We start from the raw sequence: 18612 nt of genomic DNA, 5'->3' as shown, positions 1-18612 counted from the left end.
ACAGAAGTTCCGCCTCACCGTCGAACAACTAAGCTCGCCGACAGTGTAGAGAAAGACATTTATCCATCAGCGAGCCATCACCAGCCGATGAGTCCCCGGCAGCGACACCGCCTCCTCGCGATTCTCGGCACGGTCGGGCTGACCGACCTCGCCCTCCTTGCTGCCAACCACACGGGCGTCCAGCGCGTCGTGACGACCCTGGTTCCCGTCGTGGGACAGTTCCCGGCCGAGTCGCTGTCGGGTACCGCCCTCGACATCGCGCTGATGACGACCCTCCCGGTCGTCATGCTCGCGCTCGCGCCGCTGTACAAGCCGAACTCCCGACGTATCCTCGAGACGGTCGGACTGACGGTCCAGCGGGTGTTCGTCGCCAGCGCCGTGCTCGCCGCGGTGGGGTACTACGACTACACGTACCGCCTGCCGCGCATCACGCTCGCGCTGTTGACGACGGTCCTGTTGGTCGTCCTCCCGGCGTGGTTCGTCGTCATCCGCCGACGGCCCGTCAGGAGCGGCGACCGGGCGATTATCGTGGGTGACGACCCGACCGAAATCGACCGCGTGCTGGAGGCAACGGAGCAGGACGTCGTCGGCTACGTTGTCCCACCCGTCACGGCCTACGTCAACGGCGACCGTCAGTACCTCGCAGCGACCGACGGCGGGGACCGGAGACCGAACGTCTCGCTACCCGACGGCGGGCGACTGTCGCAGGTGGCGGCGGCCGACGCCGAGGCGCTCGAGTGTCTCGGCGACGTGACCCAACTCGAGTCGCTGCTGGTCGAGCACGACGTCGACACCGCGCTGTTCGCGTTCGCAGAACCCGACCGGGAGGCGTTCTTCGGCGCGCTCGCAACCTGCGAAGCGAACGGCGTCCGGACGAAGATTCACCGCCGGAACGCCGAGAGCGTACTCGTCGCCGACGCGGCGGCCGGCGAGGAGGTCGTCGACGTCGACCTGGAGCCGTGGGACGCACAGGACCGGCTGCTCAAACGGCTGTTCGACGTGGCGTTCGCGGGAGTCGGGCTGGCGGTGCTCTCGCCGGTCATCGTCCTCACCGCGCTGGCGGTGAAACTCGACAGCGAGGGGCCCGTGTTCTACCAGCAACGGCGCACCTCGGAGTTCGGCGAGACGTTCACCGTCGCGAAGTTCCGGAGCATGGTGACCGACGCCGAGTCGGACTCGGGTGCGGTCATCAGCGCCGAGGACGAGGGCGACGTCGACCCCCGCGTCACGCGGGTCGGCCGGTTCATCCGAAAGACCCACCTCGACGAGATTCCCCAGCTCTGGTCGATTTTGGTGGGCGACATGAGCGTCGTCGGCCCCCGTCCCGAACGCCCGGAGCTCGACGGGGAGATCGGCGAAACGGTCGAGACGTGGCAGCGTCGGTGGTTCGTCAAACCGGGGTTGACCGGCCTCGCACAGGTCAACGGTGTGACCGGTCACGACCCGGCGGCGAAACTCGAGCACGACATCCTCTACGTCCGTCAGCAGTCGTTCACCTACGACGTGAAACTCGTGGTCCGGCAGTTGTGGAAGGTCGGCGAGGACGTTGTGGAGACGGTCCGGTCGGGGCGCTGAGGGGCGCTCGGAGACGTCCCGCTCGGGTCCCATTATTAGACGTACTGTCCAGCAGATGAGACGTGAAACCGTTTTATGCACGTGCCGGCAACGGGGTTCCATGACCGACGAGCGGACGGCGGCCGCGGAGCTCCTCGCGGACCGCCCCGACCTGGAACCCGCCCTCCGAGCGCTCGTCGAACGCGACGCCGACGGCCCGTGGACGTTCGACGACACCGCCCTCGACTCCGGCGCGTTCGGCGAACTCGTCTCTAGGGAGTTCGTCGAGAGCGCCGGCGAGGGGTACCGCTTCACCGATCGCGTGGCCGTGCGGCGAGCGCTCGACAGTGAGTCCGGCGACACGTCCGAGACCGGTGCCTCGACCGTCGGCGCGTTCCGCTCGCCCAACCTGTCGCTCCCGAGCGTCGACCGTCGCGCCGCGGCGGCCCTCGCCGGGACGCTCCTCCTGCTCGTCCTCTTTCGCTCGTTCTCGCTCCCGGCGGTGTTCCGCGGCGGCGACGTCGTGCTCACCGCGAACGACCCCTACTACTACCGCTACCTCGTCGAAAAGACGCTCCGCGGCGTCGACGGGGGGTTCATCCCCGAGACGGCGCGTGTGGGCGAACCCCTCCTCGTGGCGACGCTCGCTGCGGTATCGATGCTGCTGGGCGGGAGTACCGGCGCAGTCGGCCTCGTCCTCGCGCTGTACCCCCTCCTCGCGGCGGTCGTCACCGGCGTCCTCGTCTACCTGCTCGCGACCCGCCTGACCGGGGACCGACGTATCGGGCTGGCGTCAGTCGCGATGCTGGCGATTACGCCAGTGCACGCCTACCGGACGAGTCTGGGCTTCGCCGACCACCACGCATTCGACTACGTCTGGCTGGCGCTGACGGTCGTGGCGCTCGTCTACGCGTTGACTCGCGAGGTCGGGGGTTCGAAGGGGCGCCGAGTCGGACTCCTCGCGACGGTCGCACTCGGCGTGGGTATCTCGGCACAACTGCTCGCGTGGGACGCGGGCGCATTACTCGTGCTTCCGGTCGGTGGGGCGGTGGCGCTCGCGTCCGTGTCGGCCGTCCGAGCAGACGAGTCACCGCTCGAGACGCTGTGGCCGGTCGCCGCCGGAGCCGGCCTCGGGGCGGTGCTCACCTTCCTCACCCATCTGGGACTCGGCTGGCAGTCGACGACGCTGGCGTCAGTATCGGCGGTGCTGTTCGGAGGGGCTGTCATCTGTGTCGCCGCCGGCGAGGTGGCCTCACGGCGCGGACTCGGCTACCGTAGCGCGGTGGGAATCGAAGGGGTGGCCGTCCTCGGACTGGTCGGTGCCTACTTCCTCGTCGTTCCCTCCTCCGGCTTCGCGTTCGACTCGGGCGTCGACGAGTTGTTCGGGACCGCGGGCGCGGTGGAGGCCGGGTCGATGTTCGGGCAGGAACTAGGCACGCTCATCGGCCCGCTGTTCCTGTTCGGACTGGTGTTCGTCCTCGGCCTGCCGTACCTTCTGTGGGCTACGTGGCGGGCGTGGACCGACCACGCCCCCGAGTGGGCCGCGATGGCGGTGTACGGGTGGTTCCTGCTCGTCCTGTCGGTCGTCCAGCTCCGCTTCGCGGGTGAGCTGTCGGTGTTCGTTGCGGTCTTCGCCGGGGTCGGGTTCGTCCACCTGGCTTCGAAGCTCGACGTGGCCGCCGTGCCCGATGTGGTTCAAGGCGGCTCCAACCGCGGTCGCAGGGCCGACGGCGGCGAGCGGACGGAGCTTGCGATGCCCGAGCGGCGGGAGGCGATGACGACCCTCGGTCTCGGGGCGATGGTCGGGAGTCTGAGTCTCGTCCAGACCCCCATCAAGACGAGCCAGTTGACACACGGCGAGGAGGCGTACGAGCTCGCGATGGCGATGCGGGAGTACGCCGACGAGCACGGGTTGGAGTATCCGGAGAGCTACGTGCTGAGCGAGTGGGGGAGCAATCGGTTCTACAACTACTTTGTGAACGGTGAGTCGCGGTCGTACGCGTACGCACGGAGCAACTACAGCGGGTTCGTCGGCGCCACCGACGGCGAACGGTGGTACCGGAAGCTGGAAGACCGGACCGGATTCGTCGTCGTTGACCGGGAGAACCCCGAGGAGGGTGGTCCGCTCTACTCTCAGCTACAGTCATTCGCGAACGGCGACCCCTCGGTTTCGGGGGTGGGACACTACCGTGCGGTGGGAGTCACCGAATCGAAGCTCGCATACGAACTGGTCCCGGGAGTGCTCCTCACGGGTCCGGCCAGCGACGGCAGTTCCGTACGGACGATGGCAAGCGTCGACCTTCCGGACCGAGGTTTCGAATACGACCGCCGGGTGAGCAGTCGACACGGGGTGTACGCCGTTCGGGTTGCGTATCCTGGGGAGTACACGGTCGGTGGACGGACGGTGGACGTATCCGACTCGGAGATCAGATCCGGTACCCGCCGAAGCTTCTTCGAGGGGGACGGTATCTCCTACTGGTCGTTCGACGCCGGCGAGGGGAGTACTGCCTACGACCGAGTGGGAGGCAACCACGCAGCCGTCGAGGACGCTTCGTGGACTTCGGGCGTCCGTGAGTCGGCGCTGTCGTTCGACTCCGAAGAGGGGTCACAGGCTATCGCCGGTACCGAGTCGGGAAGTTTCAGTGCATTCACCGTGAGTTCTTGGATCGAGCCACGAACGCAGTCGAGCGGAGCCATTCTCTCGGTCGGGAAAGACGGTGGCGCCGACTCGACGAGCGGATTCCTCTTCGACCACGGTCTCTCCGGCTGGGTGGACGACAGATTGGGACTGTTCGTCGGTGACGGAGACCGGTCAGCGGGGGCTCGGTCACCGTCCCTCGACCTCTCGTATCCGACGAACCGTTTCCACCACGTCGCGGTGGTCTTCGAACGTGGGGCAGTGACCTGGTTCCTAGATGGACGGCAAATCGGCCGTGGGTCGATCCCGGTATCGGCGGTCGACTTCGGCGACGCGAGCCGGGTTCGAATCGGTCGCGAAGCGACCAGTTACGGGGACTTCAGCCGCTACGACGGGTCGATGGACGAGCTCCGTCTATTCGGGGAGGCGCTACCGGACGAACGTATCGTTTCGCTCTACCGCGAGTCCGCCGTCGACGACTGAACCCGTGTCGGACACCGACGGCCGGGCGTTCGGTGCCATCAGGAGAGAATCGAATCGTACAATCGGTCGTAGTCTGCGACCATGCGCTCCGCGGTAAACCGATTTCGCGCCCGTCGTCGAGCGGCGTCGCCCATCTCCCGACGACGGGTCTTATTTACGACGAGTTCCTCAACGGCATCGGTGAACGCCGCCTCGTCGCCGGGGAGAACTACTCGTCCGGTCTCTCGGTCGGAGAGCGCTTCGGAGACCCCGCCGACATCGTACGCGACGATCGGGACGCCAAGGTGCATCGTCTCGAGGACCGTCAGCGGGAACCCCTCGAAGCGGGACGGAAGGAGGAACGCGTCGAGGTCCGCGAGGAGCGGGAGGGCGTCCTGACGGAAGCCGAGCAGGTGGACGTCCTCCATTCCGTTGTTCCGAACGAACCGCTTGCAGTCTTCAGCGAGCGGTCCATCCCCTATCAGCACCGTCGAGACGGGGTGCCCCCGGCCCCGGAGCCGTTTCGCTACCCGGAGAATGGCCAGTGGGTCTTTCTGCGGAGCGAGACGCAGAACCGCGCCGATGACGGGTACGTCGTCGTCGATGTCGAGTTCGTTCCAGAGAGGTGAACTGTTCGGAGCCGGGGTATACGGGGGAACACCGTTGTGAATCACCTCGGTGCGGGCGTTCTGTAGGATACCCCGTTCACACCCCTCCCGTCTGTCGTTTTCCGAGACGCAGACGAGAGCAGTCGTACCGCGTGCCAACGCTCGTTCACCGTGTACAAGCAGCGGTCGAAGCGACCCGTACGACGTGTTGTAGAACCCCCACCCGTGGACCGTGAAGACGGTCGGAACACCGGAGAAGAGCGACGCGAGTCGACCGACCAGGCCGGCCTTCGTGCTGTGACAGTGGACCAGGTCGAACGAATGCTCCCGGAGAATTTCGAGGAGCCGCAGGAGCGTCCTCGTATCGCTCAGCGGCGCTGGCGAACTCCTGAACGCAGGCAGTCGAAAAACCGGTATCCGGCTGGTCCGGAGTTCGCTGATGAGCCTGCCCCCGCCCCCGCAGGCCACAGACGCGTTCGCGTGCCCCCTGGTGGCGAGGAGGTGAACGACTTTCTGGGCACCCCCCCACGTTGAGCGAGTGACGACGTGAAGAACGCAATACTCAGCGGACATCGACTACTGTACGCTGAGTCAGCAGTGGTATCTATTTTGTGATTCCGACGACGGGTGTCCGAAGGTACATAACCGATGTCCCGTACAATGGATTGTGAAGCCGAAGGAGAGGATACGCGAGGCGAGCGTCTACCAAGCTGTCGAACGCTTGCGCCAGTACGGGGCACAGAGTTACACGTATCGTCTAGCAACGAACCCCCGTATCCTCGGCGGGGCGCTACTCGTAGCCGTCCTAATCGGAATGGTTCGGATACTGCTCACCGACATGAACGACGCTATCAAGTTCCTCTCGTTCGCCGTCCTGTTCGTCGCCTTCACGGCGCTCTTCTGGCCGTACACGAAGCCAGTCTTCGAGTGATTGTTCGAGTCCGAATAACGTAGGTGCAGCGAAGGTAATCAGGAGCAAGACGAAGGGGATACGATGCCTCACGCTCGTTCCGAAATTCGAGTCGATCAATCCGTACCCGATTACACCGCCAACGTAGACGACGATTAGACCGGTGCCGATTACTCTGTCACTCTCGGTCCTGTAGAGCGAACGGAGGGCACCAGTGAAGAAGAAGACGAGCAGCGGCAGCGAACCGAGCGCCAAGAGGTCGAACGCCGAGTTCACGTGGAGTGGGAAGGGGGCGAACTGAAAGTACAGGCCGCGAATTGGTGCTAATAGGAGGACATCGAACCAGGATTCGTATTGTAGTCCCTCGAGATAGGCGGCGCCGCCAGAGGCGCGGAACGCAATTCGGCGGTTGAGGGCAGAGAGCGGAACCAGCCGGGTGAGAGCGAGAAAACCGACGAAGCCGAAGGTCGTAGCGGATGCGGCAACGAGCCGAAGGGAGACCGGTTTCTCGGAGACGGCGTCCAAAACCCACAGGGAGGCTCCGGCCGAAGCTCCGAGAGCCAGTACCGCGGCGAGCTCCGGTCGGAGGAGAGAGAGAAGGGCAAGGAGCGGGGAGGCGACGACCAGTGGACGCCAGTCTCGGTTGTCCGGAACCATGCACAGAAGAGCCAGCGCCGTCACGAAAACGAGGATGGAGAGCGCGTCCCGCATCGGGAGGGTGGTGAACAGAAGCGGCAATGGGAGAAAGAGGACGGCCAACGTGTAGAGACGTGGTACCGACAGCGAGGGGTAGAGTGATTTCAAGACCCGGTAGAGTGGGAGCGGGGTCAGGACCGCCAGGAGGCCGTTGACCAGGGAGAGAACGATCGGATCGGCCCCCAGAAACGCGTAGACTAGCGCGTGGAACGCGGCGAACGAATCAACCGTCGATGAGAACGACGGTAGGCCTCCGTTCAATATCGCACGGGCCTCTCGGTCGAAGGTCGCGGTATCCCAGCGGTAGGGGAGGAGCGGCAAGACGACGACCGCGACGAGGGTGTGAACGGCGAAAGCTACCGGAGCGAGGACGCGATAGGTGCGGTCCGCTACCTTGGTGAGGACGAACAGCAGTGACAGCAGAGAAACTGCAAACGCATACAGTGCCATGGGAAGTAAGACCAATCCAGGTACTAAGCAGTAGTGGGTCTACAGAATTCGGCAGACGTAAGCGTACCGAAGAGGCACGTTCTACACGACCGTGACCCGCAGTCGCCGTCGTACCGGATCAGTCGGGTCAACAGCCCGAAACGAGTTCCCGACTCGAGCCAGTACAGCCACATCCCCTCGGGTCACGAACCCAGAATCGTTTTGCCGCGACTCGAATTTGTCTATCCAAATGCAACCGCCAGGTGACCCCCGATGAGTCCCATCGACGAGCGGGGCAATCTCTTCGGACTGGTAAACGTCGTCGACGCGGCCGTCGTCATCCTCGCGGTCGCACTGGTCGTCGCGAGCCTCGCCTTCCTCCTACAGCCCGAACCGGAACCGGAACCGACAGAGCCGGACCTCGTCGCTACGAGCGCCACACTCGACCTCGGAACGCAGCCGAGCTACCTCGTAGAAGAGATCGAAGTTGGGGACTCGTACTCGCCCGCCGAGAACAGTGAACTCACCATCTCTGAGATTTACGTCACGCCACAAGACGAGGCGGTACGAGTAATCCTCGATGTGAATCTCAGCGGGCCGGAATCCGGCGGGGTACTCGATTACGCCGGTGCGCCGCCTCGAGTCGGGCGGAGCCTCGATATCCAGACGATTGCTTACCAAGTCTCTGGGGAAATTCGGGGAGTCGACGACCCGAGTCAGCCCACGACCACGAAAGTTCTCGTCGCGGACCGTGTTTCGACTGGAACCGCTGAGAGCATCCAAGCAGGCGACAAATACATACTCGGGGGCCGAACGGTGGCCACTGTCGAGTCGATCACCACGTCCGCTACCAACGACACCGGACACAGTCACATCCTCGTTGGACTTTCGCTATCGACGTGGCTGGACAACGGCACCGCACACTTTGGGGGTCGCGTGATCCGCAGGAATGCGAGCGTCCTGTTCCGAACCGACGAGTATGAGTTCACTGGACAGGTCCGTCGTGTCGGGACAACCGAGCCTCGAAGGAACATAGAACACGGGCGGTCGCGTTCGGATTTCGAGACGTCTCTTTGTCTCTCGCAGGCGCGATTCGACTGGGAATGAACGATGGACTTCGCGAGCGACGGTACTGTCGCACGTATACTGCCATCGAAGCCGAGAGCGCCACCGTCGTCACGAGCCGAGGCGACTACATCTACGAACTGACCGCCCGGTGAGATACGGATATCATATCTTCTACCAACCTCTCTGTCCCTGGAACCGTCTCCAGAGCGACGTTCGAGGGACGTCTCTTCAGACAGGGAGCAAGACACCGCTCGGTCTCAGGGCAGTCACCGTTCGAGCGACTGTCATCTCCCCATACTTGCCGTCAGCCCGGAAGACGATAGGTACGGCGGCAGTACCCTCGCGGTGCATCGTCGACCTGGTCAGCCGTTCAAGCCGTTGTAGACCGCGAGGCCGAGTCCGAAGTAGTCGCGGACGTGCGGTGCTGCCGACCCCCGGAGGAGCGCGATTCCCTCCCGATGCCGGCCGTTTGCAAACGCGACCTTCGCCAGCGAGAAGCGATGGCGCTCGATAACCGGATATCCAGCCAACGAGAGGTCGACGACGATATCCGAGAACTTCCGTAAGTACCGTTTCCGGGCCTCGAGACAGGTTTCGAAATCCGGAACTCCCGTGTCGTGTTTTGTCACGAGCGGAGCATCGACGTATGCCAACCGGCTCCGCTGAAGCAACCGAACGAGGAACTCCCAGTCCTGATGGCGTGAGAACGTCGGGTCGAACCCTTCCAGTTCGTCGACGAGACTCCGCTCGACAACGAGTGTCGAGGACCCCCCGTGCGAGAACCGGAGCAGGAGAATGGCGTAGAGCAGCTCGGTGTCCCCCTCGATTCCCGTTTCTCGTTCGAGAAGATTGTCCACCAGGGAGACGACAGCGCTCTGGCGCTCGCTCCGGAAGCCGCAGTACGCAGCACGCCACTCCTCGGAACGGGTCTCCAGACGGCCGATCTGCCTGCTGAGCTTGTCAGCACGCCACTCATCATCCGAGTCGAGAAATGCGACGTACTCGCCGGTGGAGCGTTCGATTCCCGAGTTCCTCGCAGCACTTCCACCTCGATTGACATCGTGTCTGACGTATGTGAGTCGGTCGTCGTCGTACGCTTCGACCACTGCTCGCGTATCGTCGGTCGAAGCGTCGTCCACCACGACAACTTCGATATCCGTCATCGTCTGATTCAACGCGCTATCGATTGCGTGACCGACGACGTCCTCTCGATTGTGCGTGGGGATGACTACGCTGATCTTCACCATATTCTAATAAGTATGGAGTTCAAGTCGGGGATGAGCAATAAACCTGAAGATGCACTCACTGCAGTACTCACATCGACACCAGAGACCGAGCGATCCGAGACCTTCCCCTTACAGATGAAGCGGTTCTCGGTCATCGTCCCGGTATACAACGACGGCACCGGAATCCGAGACACATTGGAATCTCTCCTTGAGGTTCGTTACCCTCGTGATCGCCACGAGATACTCGTCGTCGATAACGGCTCAACGGACGACACGAAAGCCGTGGTCGAAAGCTTTGCCGCCGAGTACGCTCATGTCGTCGCACTTGAAGAGACGGACATTCAAAGTTCATACGCGGCCCGTAACACCGGGGTTAGGAGGAGTACGGGTGAGTTGGTAGCGTTCGTTGACTCGGACATGACCGTCGATGCGTCCTGGCTGAGGGATCTTGACGCGGTGTTTCAAGCAACTGACTACAGCTACGTCGCCGGTGACGTCGAACTGTACGTCCCCGACGGGCAGGATTCAGTTTGGAGCGAGTACAGCCTCGCGACAGGATTTCCCGTCCGTCACTACGTCTCCGAATTACACTTCTCGCCGACTTGCTGTCTGACCGTCCGCCATTCAGTGTTCGACGATGTTGGCTTGTTCGCAGAAGATCTGGAGTCGGGCGGGGACTTCGAGTTCGGACAGCGCGTCTTTCGGGCGGGGTACAGCCAACGATTCGCCGGGGACGTCACGTACTATCACCCAGCGCGAGCCACGTTCGGCCAGCACCTGAAAAAGGCTCGCCGGCTCGGTCGGGGGGCTGAACAGCGTTATCGGAACCACCGAGATACGCTGGGTGGTCGTCCCTGGTACCACCTGTTCAACTTCCTGCCGCCGAATCCAGCCCAATTCGTCGAACGTGTGAATAGTCATCAGACCCCTCAAAAGATGGCGACGTTCTACATGATAGAGTGCGTCCTGAAGATAGCCAGTTTCGTGGGCAGAGTTGAAGAGAGAACTGACTGACGGTCGGTGGCCTACCGGAAGAGAGCCTCGGACCCGCTGTCCACCGAAGCCGGTGAAAACAGAGTGTTCGCTGGGAGCAAAGAGCCCGTCTTGTACGTGTCTCTTTTCGCGGATAGCTACGCGCCCCACTGCCGTCCGGAGCCGACGTAACGCGGGAAGCCCGAACCGAGAATTCGAGCCGAAGTCGGTCCTAATCCTGCTGGACGTGCTGTCTTTGATCCTCCGGGAAGTCGTCGAACGAGAAGACGTTTGAACATCCCAGTCGTGGGCACTTCAGTACCCGTTCTCGGTCGAGGATGTTCGCTGCTACGATCGTCCCACAGTCCGAACACGTTTGTGTGAATATTTTCATATCTAAAGCTTCAGGTTCGAGTTCTCACCGACGACGAACCGGCGCCCGGTAGGCAGCAACTCATCTGCGCTCTCTACTGTTGTTCCTCGGCCCAAGAGACTATCAACGATTCGTTCGGAGGCGGTGATCGTGGACTCCCCTACAATGACGCTATTCTCGATTTGTGCACCTGCCACTACAGAGTCTCGGCCGATGGAGGTGTAAGGACCGATGTAAGTTCCAGACTTGATGTGGGTGTCCGCTCCGATAGAGACCGGACCGCGGACGACTGCCCCGGCCTCGACCACCGCTCCCTCTTGCAGGTCCACCTGACCAGTGACCTCCGCACCGTCTTCGATTTCACCACTCACAATGCCAATCTGTTCGTCGAGTACGAGCCGGTTCGCGTCGAGAATGTCGGTGGGCTTTCCAGTGTCTTTCCACCAGCCGTGAACCACGTGGGAGTCAACCCGTCCGTGTTCCTCCAGTAGCTGCTGGATAGCGTCAGTAATCTCTAACTCGCCGCGCCAGGAGGGTTCCAGTTCGTCTATCACATCGAACACTTCTGAGGAAAACACATACACTCCAATGAGGGCTAGATTACTCGGTGGAGAATCCGGCTTCTCAATCAACCGTTCGACACTCCCGTCTTCATTTAGATCCGCGACGCCGAACCGTTCCGGGTGGTCGACCTCCTGAAGTGCGATTCCTGCGACAAAGTCCCCTTGTCGAAAGCTTTCGACGAGTTCGACGACGCCCTGTTTCAGGATGTTATCCCCGAGGTAGACGACGAAATCATCTTCACCGACGAAGTCGCGTGCGCACCCCACCGCATGAGACAGACCGAGCGGTTCCCCCTGAAAGATGTACGTGATATCGACATCGAACGCGCTCCCGTCGCCGAGGAACTCCTGGATACGCGCCGCGCCTTTATTTCCGAGGACGATTCCGATTTCGGTGATTCCCGCCTCAGCGAGGTCCTCGATAGCATACTGTATCACCGGTTTGTTCGCCACGGGGACCAGTTGTTTCGGACCAGTGTGCGTTATCGGACGGAGTCTTGTTCCCTTCCCACCCGAGAGGATCACGCCTTTCATCGTTCACTCACACAACGGTGTCTCGTTCAACCTCAAGGGGTTACCGAATCCCGTCGTACCTCTCCTCTAATTGCTCCGCGAGAACTCGTACGTCGTGACGCTGTTCCATTCGCTCGACGCCGACCTGCCCCATCCGGGCCATCCGCTCTCTGTCGTTGACGCACCGTTCGAGCGCGGCTGCCAACCCAGAGATGTCTCCCGGTGCGGCCAATACCCCCGTCTTTCCGTCCTCGATAACGTACGGGATGTCAGCATGGGTGGTCGCCACGACCGGTTTTCCCGACGCCTGTGCTTCGAGGAGAACCGTCGGCGCCCCTCCTTCCGAGTCGCCTGATTCGGCACGCTTGCTTGGCGCCAACAGGACATCACACGTGCGGACCTCTCGGAGATATTGGTCATACTCTAGAAACCCGGTGAAGGTGACTTGATTCTCCACATTACAGTCAGCCGCTACCCGCCCGAGGTCTTCACGTGTGTACTCGTCGGCTTCCCCTCCGACGATTCGCAGTTCGGCCGCCTTACCCTCGAAGACTGAAGCGAAGGCTTTGATTCCGTCCGGCATTCCCTTCTTTTCTACGAACCTCCCGACCATCAGCACCTGCATCGGGCCGTCGTCTTGGGGAAACCGTGGCTCGATTCGCGTCGTGTCAATGGCGATGCGTTGAATCGCCAGTTTCGACTTTGGACAGCCGAGTGCGACCACTTTCTCCCTCATCGCGGGGCCCTCGACGAGGAACAGGTCTCCATGGTCGAACAGTTCTTCGTACTTCGTTCGGTACTCCGGATTACTGTCGACCAGTTGTGACGCGTCGTATCCGTAGAAGGAGGTGACGAGCTGCCGGTCGTTAGTACGGTGTGGTACCAATTTCACACCCATCGGTCCAAAGTGCGCGTGTACGATGTCGGGGTCGCGTCGGTCGAGAATTCTCTGGTAGTACGTGTTTTCGATGCCTCTGATTCCGAGTTTCGCCAGGCTACCGTACACCCAAAACCGAGGACTCCATCGGGGAAGGTCTAAAAACACCTCTCGTGGCTCGAAGTCGAACACATCGCGATTTTCGCTGGACAGGGCACAGACGAAGGGTTCGTACCGCTCGTGATGGGTTAGATACTGGTAAATGAACGTCTGCGTCAGCGGGAGAAACGACGTTCTGAAATGACCGACCGTTTCACCCATCTGTCGGGGCCTCCAACGCTTCCATCACTTGTTCCTGCTCGGTGTCAGTCATTCCGGGGTACATCGGAAGCGAGAGTATCTCCTCGAACAGGACGTCCGCCGTCCTGTGTTCACCGGGCACGCCCTCGTAGTACGAGAGGTCCGAAATCGGCGGATAGTGTACACCGGTGATGATTCCCGCGTCGTCGAGGTGGTCGTACAGTTCCTGCCGGCTCAGCGGGTAGTCGTCACCGATGCGGACGACGAACAGGTGGAACACGTGTTCTTTCTCCGGGTTACCGCCGACCCACTCGAGCCCCGGAATCGACTCGATTCGCTCGACGTACCGATTCGCTACTCGTCGACGGCTCTCGTTCATCTCGGGGAGGCGATCGAGCTGGCTCAGGCCGAAGACCGCTTCGAACTCACTCATTCGGAAGTTAAACCCGAGGCCGTCGACATCGTAGCCCCAGTTATGTTTCTTCTCGTCGGGGGATTTGGTCTGGTGGTGGTTCCGCAGCTTTCTGACGCGCTCTGCGAGCTCCGCATCACTCGTCACTACCATCCCCCCCTCACCAGTCGTCATGTTCTTCGTCGCGTAGAAGCTGTAGCAGCCCGCGTCACCGAACGAGCCCACAGGTTGTCCGTCAAGCGTCGCACCCGGGGCATGTGCACAGTCCTCAACCACAGCTGCATCGTGAGCGCGCGCGAGGTCAACGATTTCGTGCATATCCGCAGGAAGTCCGTAGAGATGAACTGGGACGACGGCGGAGACATCGTGTGTATCAAGCAGCCGTCGGAGGCTCTCAGGGTCCATGTTCCCGTGTGCGTCCACGTCGGCAAGGACGACCTCTCCCCCTAGCAGTCGGACAGTGTTCGCCGTCGCGGAGAACGTCATCGCCGGGACAACGACGCTATCGCCCTCTCCAACTCCGAGCGCCCGCAGCGTCGCGTACAGAGACGACGTACAGGAGTTCATCGCGATGCCATGGTCGCTCGCATGGGCCTCGGCGAAGGACTCCTCGAACGCCCGCGTTTTCGGGCCGAGGGTCAGCCATCCCGAGGCGAGGACCTCGCGGATGCCATCGAGAACCTCCTCACCAATCACGTTCTCGGGTTTGTATAGAGGAACTTCGTCAGTCATATTTCGTCAATCGAATGAATGTGTTTAATGCTTGCGAACAGTTCAGCTGGTGGTTGTATTGCATTAGTCAGAAACACTTGCCTACTCAAGATATCCTAAGTCCCGCAGACGGTCGTCTACGTCCTGAGCGGCAGTTTTGTGTTCTGTTTGAGTATTCACCTCTTCCACATTCATCACTTCCACGCTTCGCTCCGCCGCTTCAGAAGCAGTCGTATAGAACGACTTGAGTACGTCGCCAGAGAGGTCGTCAGGAATTGGATGACCATGGAGATGAAGAAGAGTCGGGGCGAGATCATAGAGGTACGCGTCAAGCTTATCGGGATGTTCATTTGAGAGGTTCGGCCCTGCTCCGAGCAGAATTCCTTTCTGAGCGTTATCTGCAATTACCCCGTGCTGCGAACCAAAAACCTTCTCTTCAGCATCGGAATGGCGGTCTTTGACTTCGAACCCATCATTCCATCTCACTAGCAAGTCGGGCGAGTCCGGTCTGAGGTCGCCATCATATACATCGTCCGCGAACTCGACACCAGAGAGAACTTCGTTTCCGGTCTTCGGGTCGACTACGCTCTCAAGCTCGGATTTTAGCACATTCACGAACGAGTCGTCGGCAGAGAGGTCGTATACGGGTCCTTGTGGGAGAGCAACAGCCTTGCTTCTCTCGAAGTCGATACGCGATTCATATTCTTTCGGGTCAATCAGCCGACGTCCCGAGGTAACTGCATCAATCAACCGACCGGGAAGCGCTCGCTTCACTAATGACTTGACTCCTAACAAGCCAAGTGCGTTTTTTATTTCATCTACTGCGATGGATGACGCGCCTTGGTTGTCCTCTTCAGCGAGAACAAGATACCCCTTCTCCATCAGCCAGCCGTTTATGTAGAATACGCGTTTTACCTCGTGAAGACCATGGTCTGAATGAATAATAATATCCATGTTATCCTCTAGTAGGTTACCTAATCGTTCATCAATCGTTTCCCATAGCCCCCTGACTTCGGTGGCGTCCCACGCTTTATGTTGCATAACATTGATGTAGAATAGCGTTAGATTCAGCAGGGACGGAGATTCGGTCTCCAGTAGCCACTCCGCGACGTCGAACCTTTGGTTTATCATTGAGTCGAAATCAGCTACTATCTCGTCTTTTGTTGCGTTTTCTACGGAAGGATAGGTTTCAGGGTGAAGTTGATAGTCGAATTTCTCCTCAATTATTTCTGAAAGTGACTCTGGATAGGTGTAATCGTCCGGGTTTGCGAAAGGCCCTCCTGCAATTAACTGACCGTTCACTGGGCGCGGCGGTGCGTTGAGCGGAACACCGATGATAGCTACATCATCACCCCTCTCTGAGAGGTATTCCCAATAACACTTGCTGTCCAGCGGTATCTCATCAGCACCGACGAAAGTCCGCTCGTCACGGACTAACTGTCGCCACCAATAGACACCAATCGAATTCGGGTCCTTTCCTGTAGCGTAGCAGCGCCATGCCGGGCTCGTTACTGGAGGGGTGGTACTCTCAAGTTCGGTGATGCCGTTGTCCTCAATGAGCGAAGCAAAGTTGGGAAGGCTGTCCTTCCATCTGTTTATTAGCTCAAGATTCGCACCATCAATTCCGAGAACGATAGTTGTGATAGTTTCTCCCCTCCTATCTTTGCTCTCCGGTGAGCGATAAAAACGGTTTTGTTACTTAGTAGTGGGTGTAGTAGTTCTCCGAGTGGGTGATTTAGTAGCGTATGACCTATCTATTTGGACGAATGATATTGTTCAAAGATGCAATATCCAAAACGCATTGCTTCTCTGTTAGTCAGTCTATCTATGTACCCGAAAACTCTTGTCAGATTAATTAACTCAAGTTCGTTCAATACGAATTTGAGTATATCCTCGTCGGCTAACATTGGTTTGCGAGTCACTATGCGGGGTCACATATGTTTGGAACAAAATGTGAGGGTCCATTCCGGGAGCGAGCTAATTGGGAAAATAAATATTGGAAAGAATAGTGTTGTACAAAAGAACGCGAAGATTCACACAGATACAGAGGTTGAAGACAACGTTCGAATTGGCCGTAATTCGTACATTCAACGGGGTAAGGTGAAAATAGGATCTCATACCAATCTCGTCAGAGAAAACGAGATATATGGAGATACGATAATCGGGAAGTTCAGCGCGATTGCACCTCACACGGTCTTTCAGGCGGAGAATCATCCGATGGAGAAAGCCAGCATGCAAATGACATTTTACGATCATTTCTTTGATGTGCCCCTTGAGCATGAAATAGAAGGGCCAATTACTGTAGGGAATGATGTATGGATTGGAACGAACGCGGTCCTTCTTCCCGGTGTTAGCGTCGGAAGTGGTGCTGTTATCGGAGCAGGGTCAATTGTGACCCGAGATGTAGAACCGTACGCTATCGTCGCCGGGTCCCCAGCGGAACATAAAAAGTGGAGGTTCGATCATTCAACTCGAAAACAATTGTTGGACATAGCGTGGTGGGAATGGGGCGACGAGAAAATACGAGCAAACAGAGAATTCTTCGAAACGGACCTGACTCAACAAGACGACTTACGCGAACTAGTCAGGTAAGATCGTAAGAAGTTTTCCGTGACCTATATTGACCCTGCGATATTCCTTGCCAAACTTACTGCGTCGTAGTCAGTTATCGATGCAAAGACGAATATAATAAAGATATAGAAGATAGCACCGAGACCAACCAAAAGAGTCAGTAACACGATATCGGAGGCGAAATTGGCTAGGTCTTTTACTACTACTAACAGTCCACCCATCACTATACTAGCAGAAAGGGGAAACAAAATAAGCCGTATCAATCTGATCGCACTCCCGTCAATGATGTTCAGCACAAAACGGACGGTCAGAGGCTGAATAAATACCGTTGTTACGATGATTGTATACGCGACACCAACTACTCCGAACCGATTGCTGAGCGGTATCAGAAGTACCACCGATAAAAGTACACGAATGACTTGAAGCTTCGTCTCAATATCCGGTCTTCCAACACTCTTGAACACCGCTCCGACATTTGCACCGAGTGCTCGTAGCGCTCCCCAAATTCCGAGTACCTGCATGAGAGGCACCATTTGTAGCCATTTGACACCGAAGAATACTCGTACGAATTCGGGAGCAACGATGATGATGCCGGTTGCCATCGGAAAACCGATTAATGTTGATAGTTGAACAGTTCTAAAGTATCCCTCACGGAGCCGTTCAACATCTTCTTGCAACTTGGAGAACGCTGGGAACGCGACTCTGGAGATAACGTGAGTTACCTCGGTTGCGGGGGCGTTTGAGAACCGGTATGCGAGCTGGTAGAATCCTAAGGCTGTCGCTCCAAAGAACCACCCAACGAATGCGTCGTCGCCCTGCCCGTAGACGAACACCAATATACCCGAAACCATCAGCCATTTTCCGAATCCAATCATCTCCCGGGCATGTGCTCGGTTGAACGAAATTCGAGGTCGGTATTGGTGAACTGCATAAGAAAGGAACACCTTAGCTAAGTTGCCAGCGATGAGGCCGTACACAAGGGCCCAGACGTTTTGATAGATGAAGGCAATCACCGTCGCAACGACAAGATCGACAAGCTTTCCACCGACCTGATAAATAAATTCTTTTTCGAAGTTGAGGTTTTTCTGGAAGTAGACTACTGCGGGATTCTGTATGCTGAGAATGACTGGAGACAAACCGATGATACGTATGAGGGATTCGGCCTTCGGCTCATTGAATAGTGCCGCGAGGTACGGGGCACTCGCGTAGGCCAAGAACGCGATGACAAGACCTCTGAGTATCTTCAGAATCCAGGCAGTATTGAGGTAATCGTCAATATCGGTCCGCTTATTTTGTATTAGTGCCTGATCAAAGCCCAGTTGTAGAATACGCCTTAGAGCAGCGAGGGACAGGAGAGCAATCCCTAATAGGCCGAAAGCTTCCGGGGACAGGACAGACGCCAAGATGACGAGCTTCACCATCTGTAGGAGCCGGTCGGACATGTTAATGCCGACCATCCAGAGGCCACTCTGGACTGCTTTCTGTGTGGTCGACCCTTCTGCGGTCAACCTCACGTACGATTTCTTGAGCAGCTCAAGTATTCCCATGCTGGTCCATGGATGCGTACATCGCAACCAGCATATTCGAGATTTTCGTTAGCAATCGAACGCATGCATTTGTGCAGTTTTCGCTCAGGGACCTCTTCGATGAAGAGCGACATAACCTAAAGTTCGTCTGTGAGTGAGTTCCTAGAGTGTCCAACAGGTTTACTTCAGGACCACTACAAAGG

The 18612-nt window shown here is 58.8% G+C and carries 13 protein-coding genes; 5 read left to right on the top strand and 8 right to left on the bottom strand.

From position 1 onward, the window contains the following. Window positions 1-87: 87 nt before the first annotated feature. Both N5095_RS06705 and N5095_RS06700 read left to right on the top strand, forming a co-directional pair. Complete coding sequence (locus tag N5095_RS06705) at window positions 88-1575, top strand: sugar transferase (RefSeq protein ID WP_267621980.1); 1488 nt, start codon at window positions 88-90, stop codon at window positions 1573-1575. A 100-nt stretch (window positions 1576-1675) separates the two neighbouring features. Further along, a complete protein-coding gene (locus N5095_RS06700) occupies window positions 1676-4675 on the top strand; it encodes a LamG-like jellyroll fold domain-containing protein (protein WP_267621979.1) in 3000 nt (999 codons plus the stop codon). Between the two features lie 38 nt (window positions 4676-4713). Here the strand turns inward: N5095_RS06700 and N5095_RS06695 are convergent, their stop codons facing one another. Together N5095_RS06695 and N5095_RS06690 are read right to left on the bottom strand one after the other, a co-directional pair. Then, window positions 4714-5835 (bottom strand): glycosyltransferase, encoded by a 1122-nt coding sequence (locus N5095_RS06695; protein ID WP_267621978.1) that lies wholly within the window; start codon window positions 5833-5835, stop codon window positions 4714-4716. Window positions 5836-6067: 232 nt separating this feature from the next. Next, window positions 6068-7318, bottom strand: coding sequence for a hypothetical protein (locus tag N5095_RS06690; RefSeq protein ID WP_267621977.1), 1251 nt, complete (start codon window positions 7316-7318; stop codon window positions 6068-6070). Between the two features lie 252 nt (window positions 7319-7570). Here N5095_RS06690 and N5095_RS06685 point away from each other — a divergent pair, with 252 nt between their 5' ends. Further along, complete coding sequence (locus N5095_RS06685) at window positions 7571-8404, top strand: DUF4330 family protein (protein ID WP_267621976.1); 834 nt, start codon at window positions 7571-7573, stop codon at window positions 8402-8404. Between the two features lie 323 nt (window positions 8405-8727). Here N5095_RS06685 and N5095_RS06680 read toward each other — a convergent pair whose 3' ends face one another. Next, window positions 8728-9612, bottom strand: coding sequence for a glycosyltransferase family 2 protein (locus N5095_RS06680; protein WP_267621975.1), 885 nt, complete (start codon window positions 9610-9612; stop codon window positions 8728-8730). Window positions 9613-9624: 12 nt separating this feature from the next. On the opposite strand from N5095_RS06680, the gene N5095_RS06675 reads away from it, so the two are divergent. Beyond that, a complete protein-coding gene (locus tag N5095_RS06675) occupies window positions 9625-10605 on the top strand; it encodes a glycosyltransferase family 2 protein (RefSeq protein ID WP_267621974.1) in 981 nt (326 codons plus the stop codon). Window positions 10606-10959: 354 nt separating this feature from the next. On the opposite strand, the gene N5095_RS06670 is transcribed toward N5095_RS06675, so the two are convergent. The 4 genes from N5095_RS06670 to N5095_RS06655 form a co-directional block, all read right to left on the bottom strand. Beyond that, a complete protein-coding gene (locus N5095_RS06670; protein WP_267621973.1) occupies window positions 10960-12033 on the bottom strand; it encodes a glucose-1-phosphate thymidylyltransferase in 1074 nt (357 codons plus the stop codon). A gap of 40 nt (window positions 12034-12073) precedes the next feature. After that, window positions 12074-13210: a glycosyltransferase gene (locus N5095_RS06665; RefSeq protein ID WP_267621972.1), complete on the bottom strand. Its 1137-nt coding sequence runs from the start codon at window positions 13208-13210 to the stop codon at window positions 12074-12076. Further along, window positions 13203-14333 carry a DegT/DnrJ/EryC1/StrS family aminotransferase gene (locus N5095_RS06660; protein WP_267621971.1) on the bottom strand — a complete coding sequence of 377 codons (1131 nt, stop codon included), beginning with the start codon at window positions 14331-14333 and terminating at the stop codon, window positions 13203-13205. The genes N5095_RS06665 and N5095_RS06660 overlap by 8 nt, the downstream gene beginning before the upstream one ends. 81 nt (window positions 14334-14414) lie before the next feature. After that, the gene (locus N5095_RS06655; RefSeq protein ID WP_267623011.1) at window positions 14415-15947 is read right to left on the bottom strand and encodes an alkaline phosphatase family protein; all 1533 of its coding nucleotides are present in this window, start codon (window positions 15945-15947) and stop codon (window positions 14415-14417) included. 318 nt (window positions 15948-16265) lie between these two features. Here N5095_RS06655 and N5095_RS06650 point away from each other — a divergent pair, with 318 nt between their 5' ends. After that, complete coding sequence (locus N5095_RS06650) at window positions 16266-16904, top strand: xenobiotic acyltransferase family protein (protein ID WP_267621970.1); 639 nt, start codon at window positions 16266-16268, stop codon at window positions 16902-16904. 23 nt (window positions 16905-16927) lie between these two features. On the opposite strand, the gene N5095_RS06645 is transcribed toward N5095_RS06650, so the two are convergent. Then, a complete protein-coding gene (locus N5095_RS06645; protein ID WP_267621969.1) occupies window positions 16928-18430 on the bottom strand; it encodes a lipopolysaccharide biosynthesis protein in 1503 nt (500 codons plus the stop codon). Between the last annotated feature and the right edge of the window lie 182 nt (window positions 18431-18612).

Source organism: Halobium salinum, from assembly GCF_026586625.1.
GTDB lineage: Archaea > Halobacteriota > Halobacteria > Halobacteriales > Haloferacaceae > Halobium > Halobium salinum.
The sequence above is the reverse complement of the archived record's forward strand: the minus strand, read 5'-3'. Positions and strand labels throughout refer to the sequence as shown.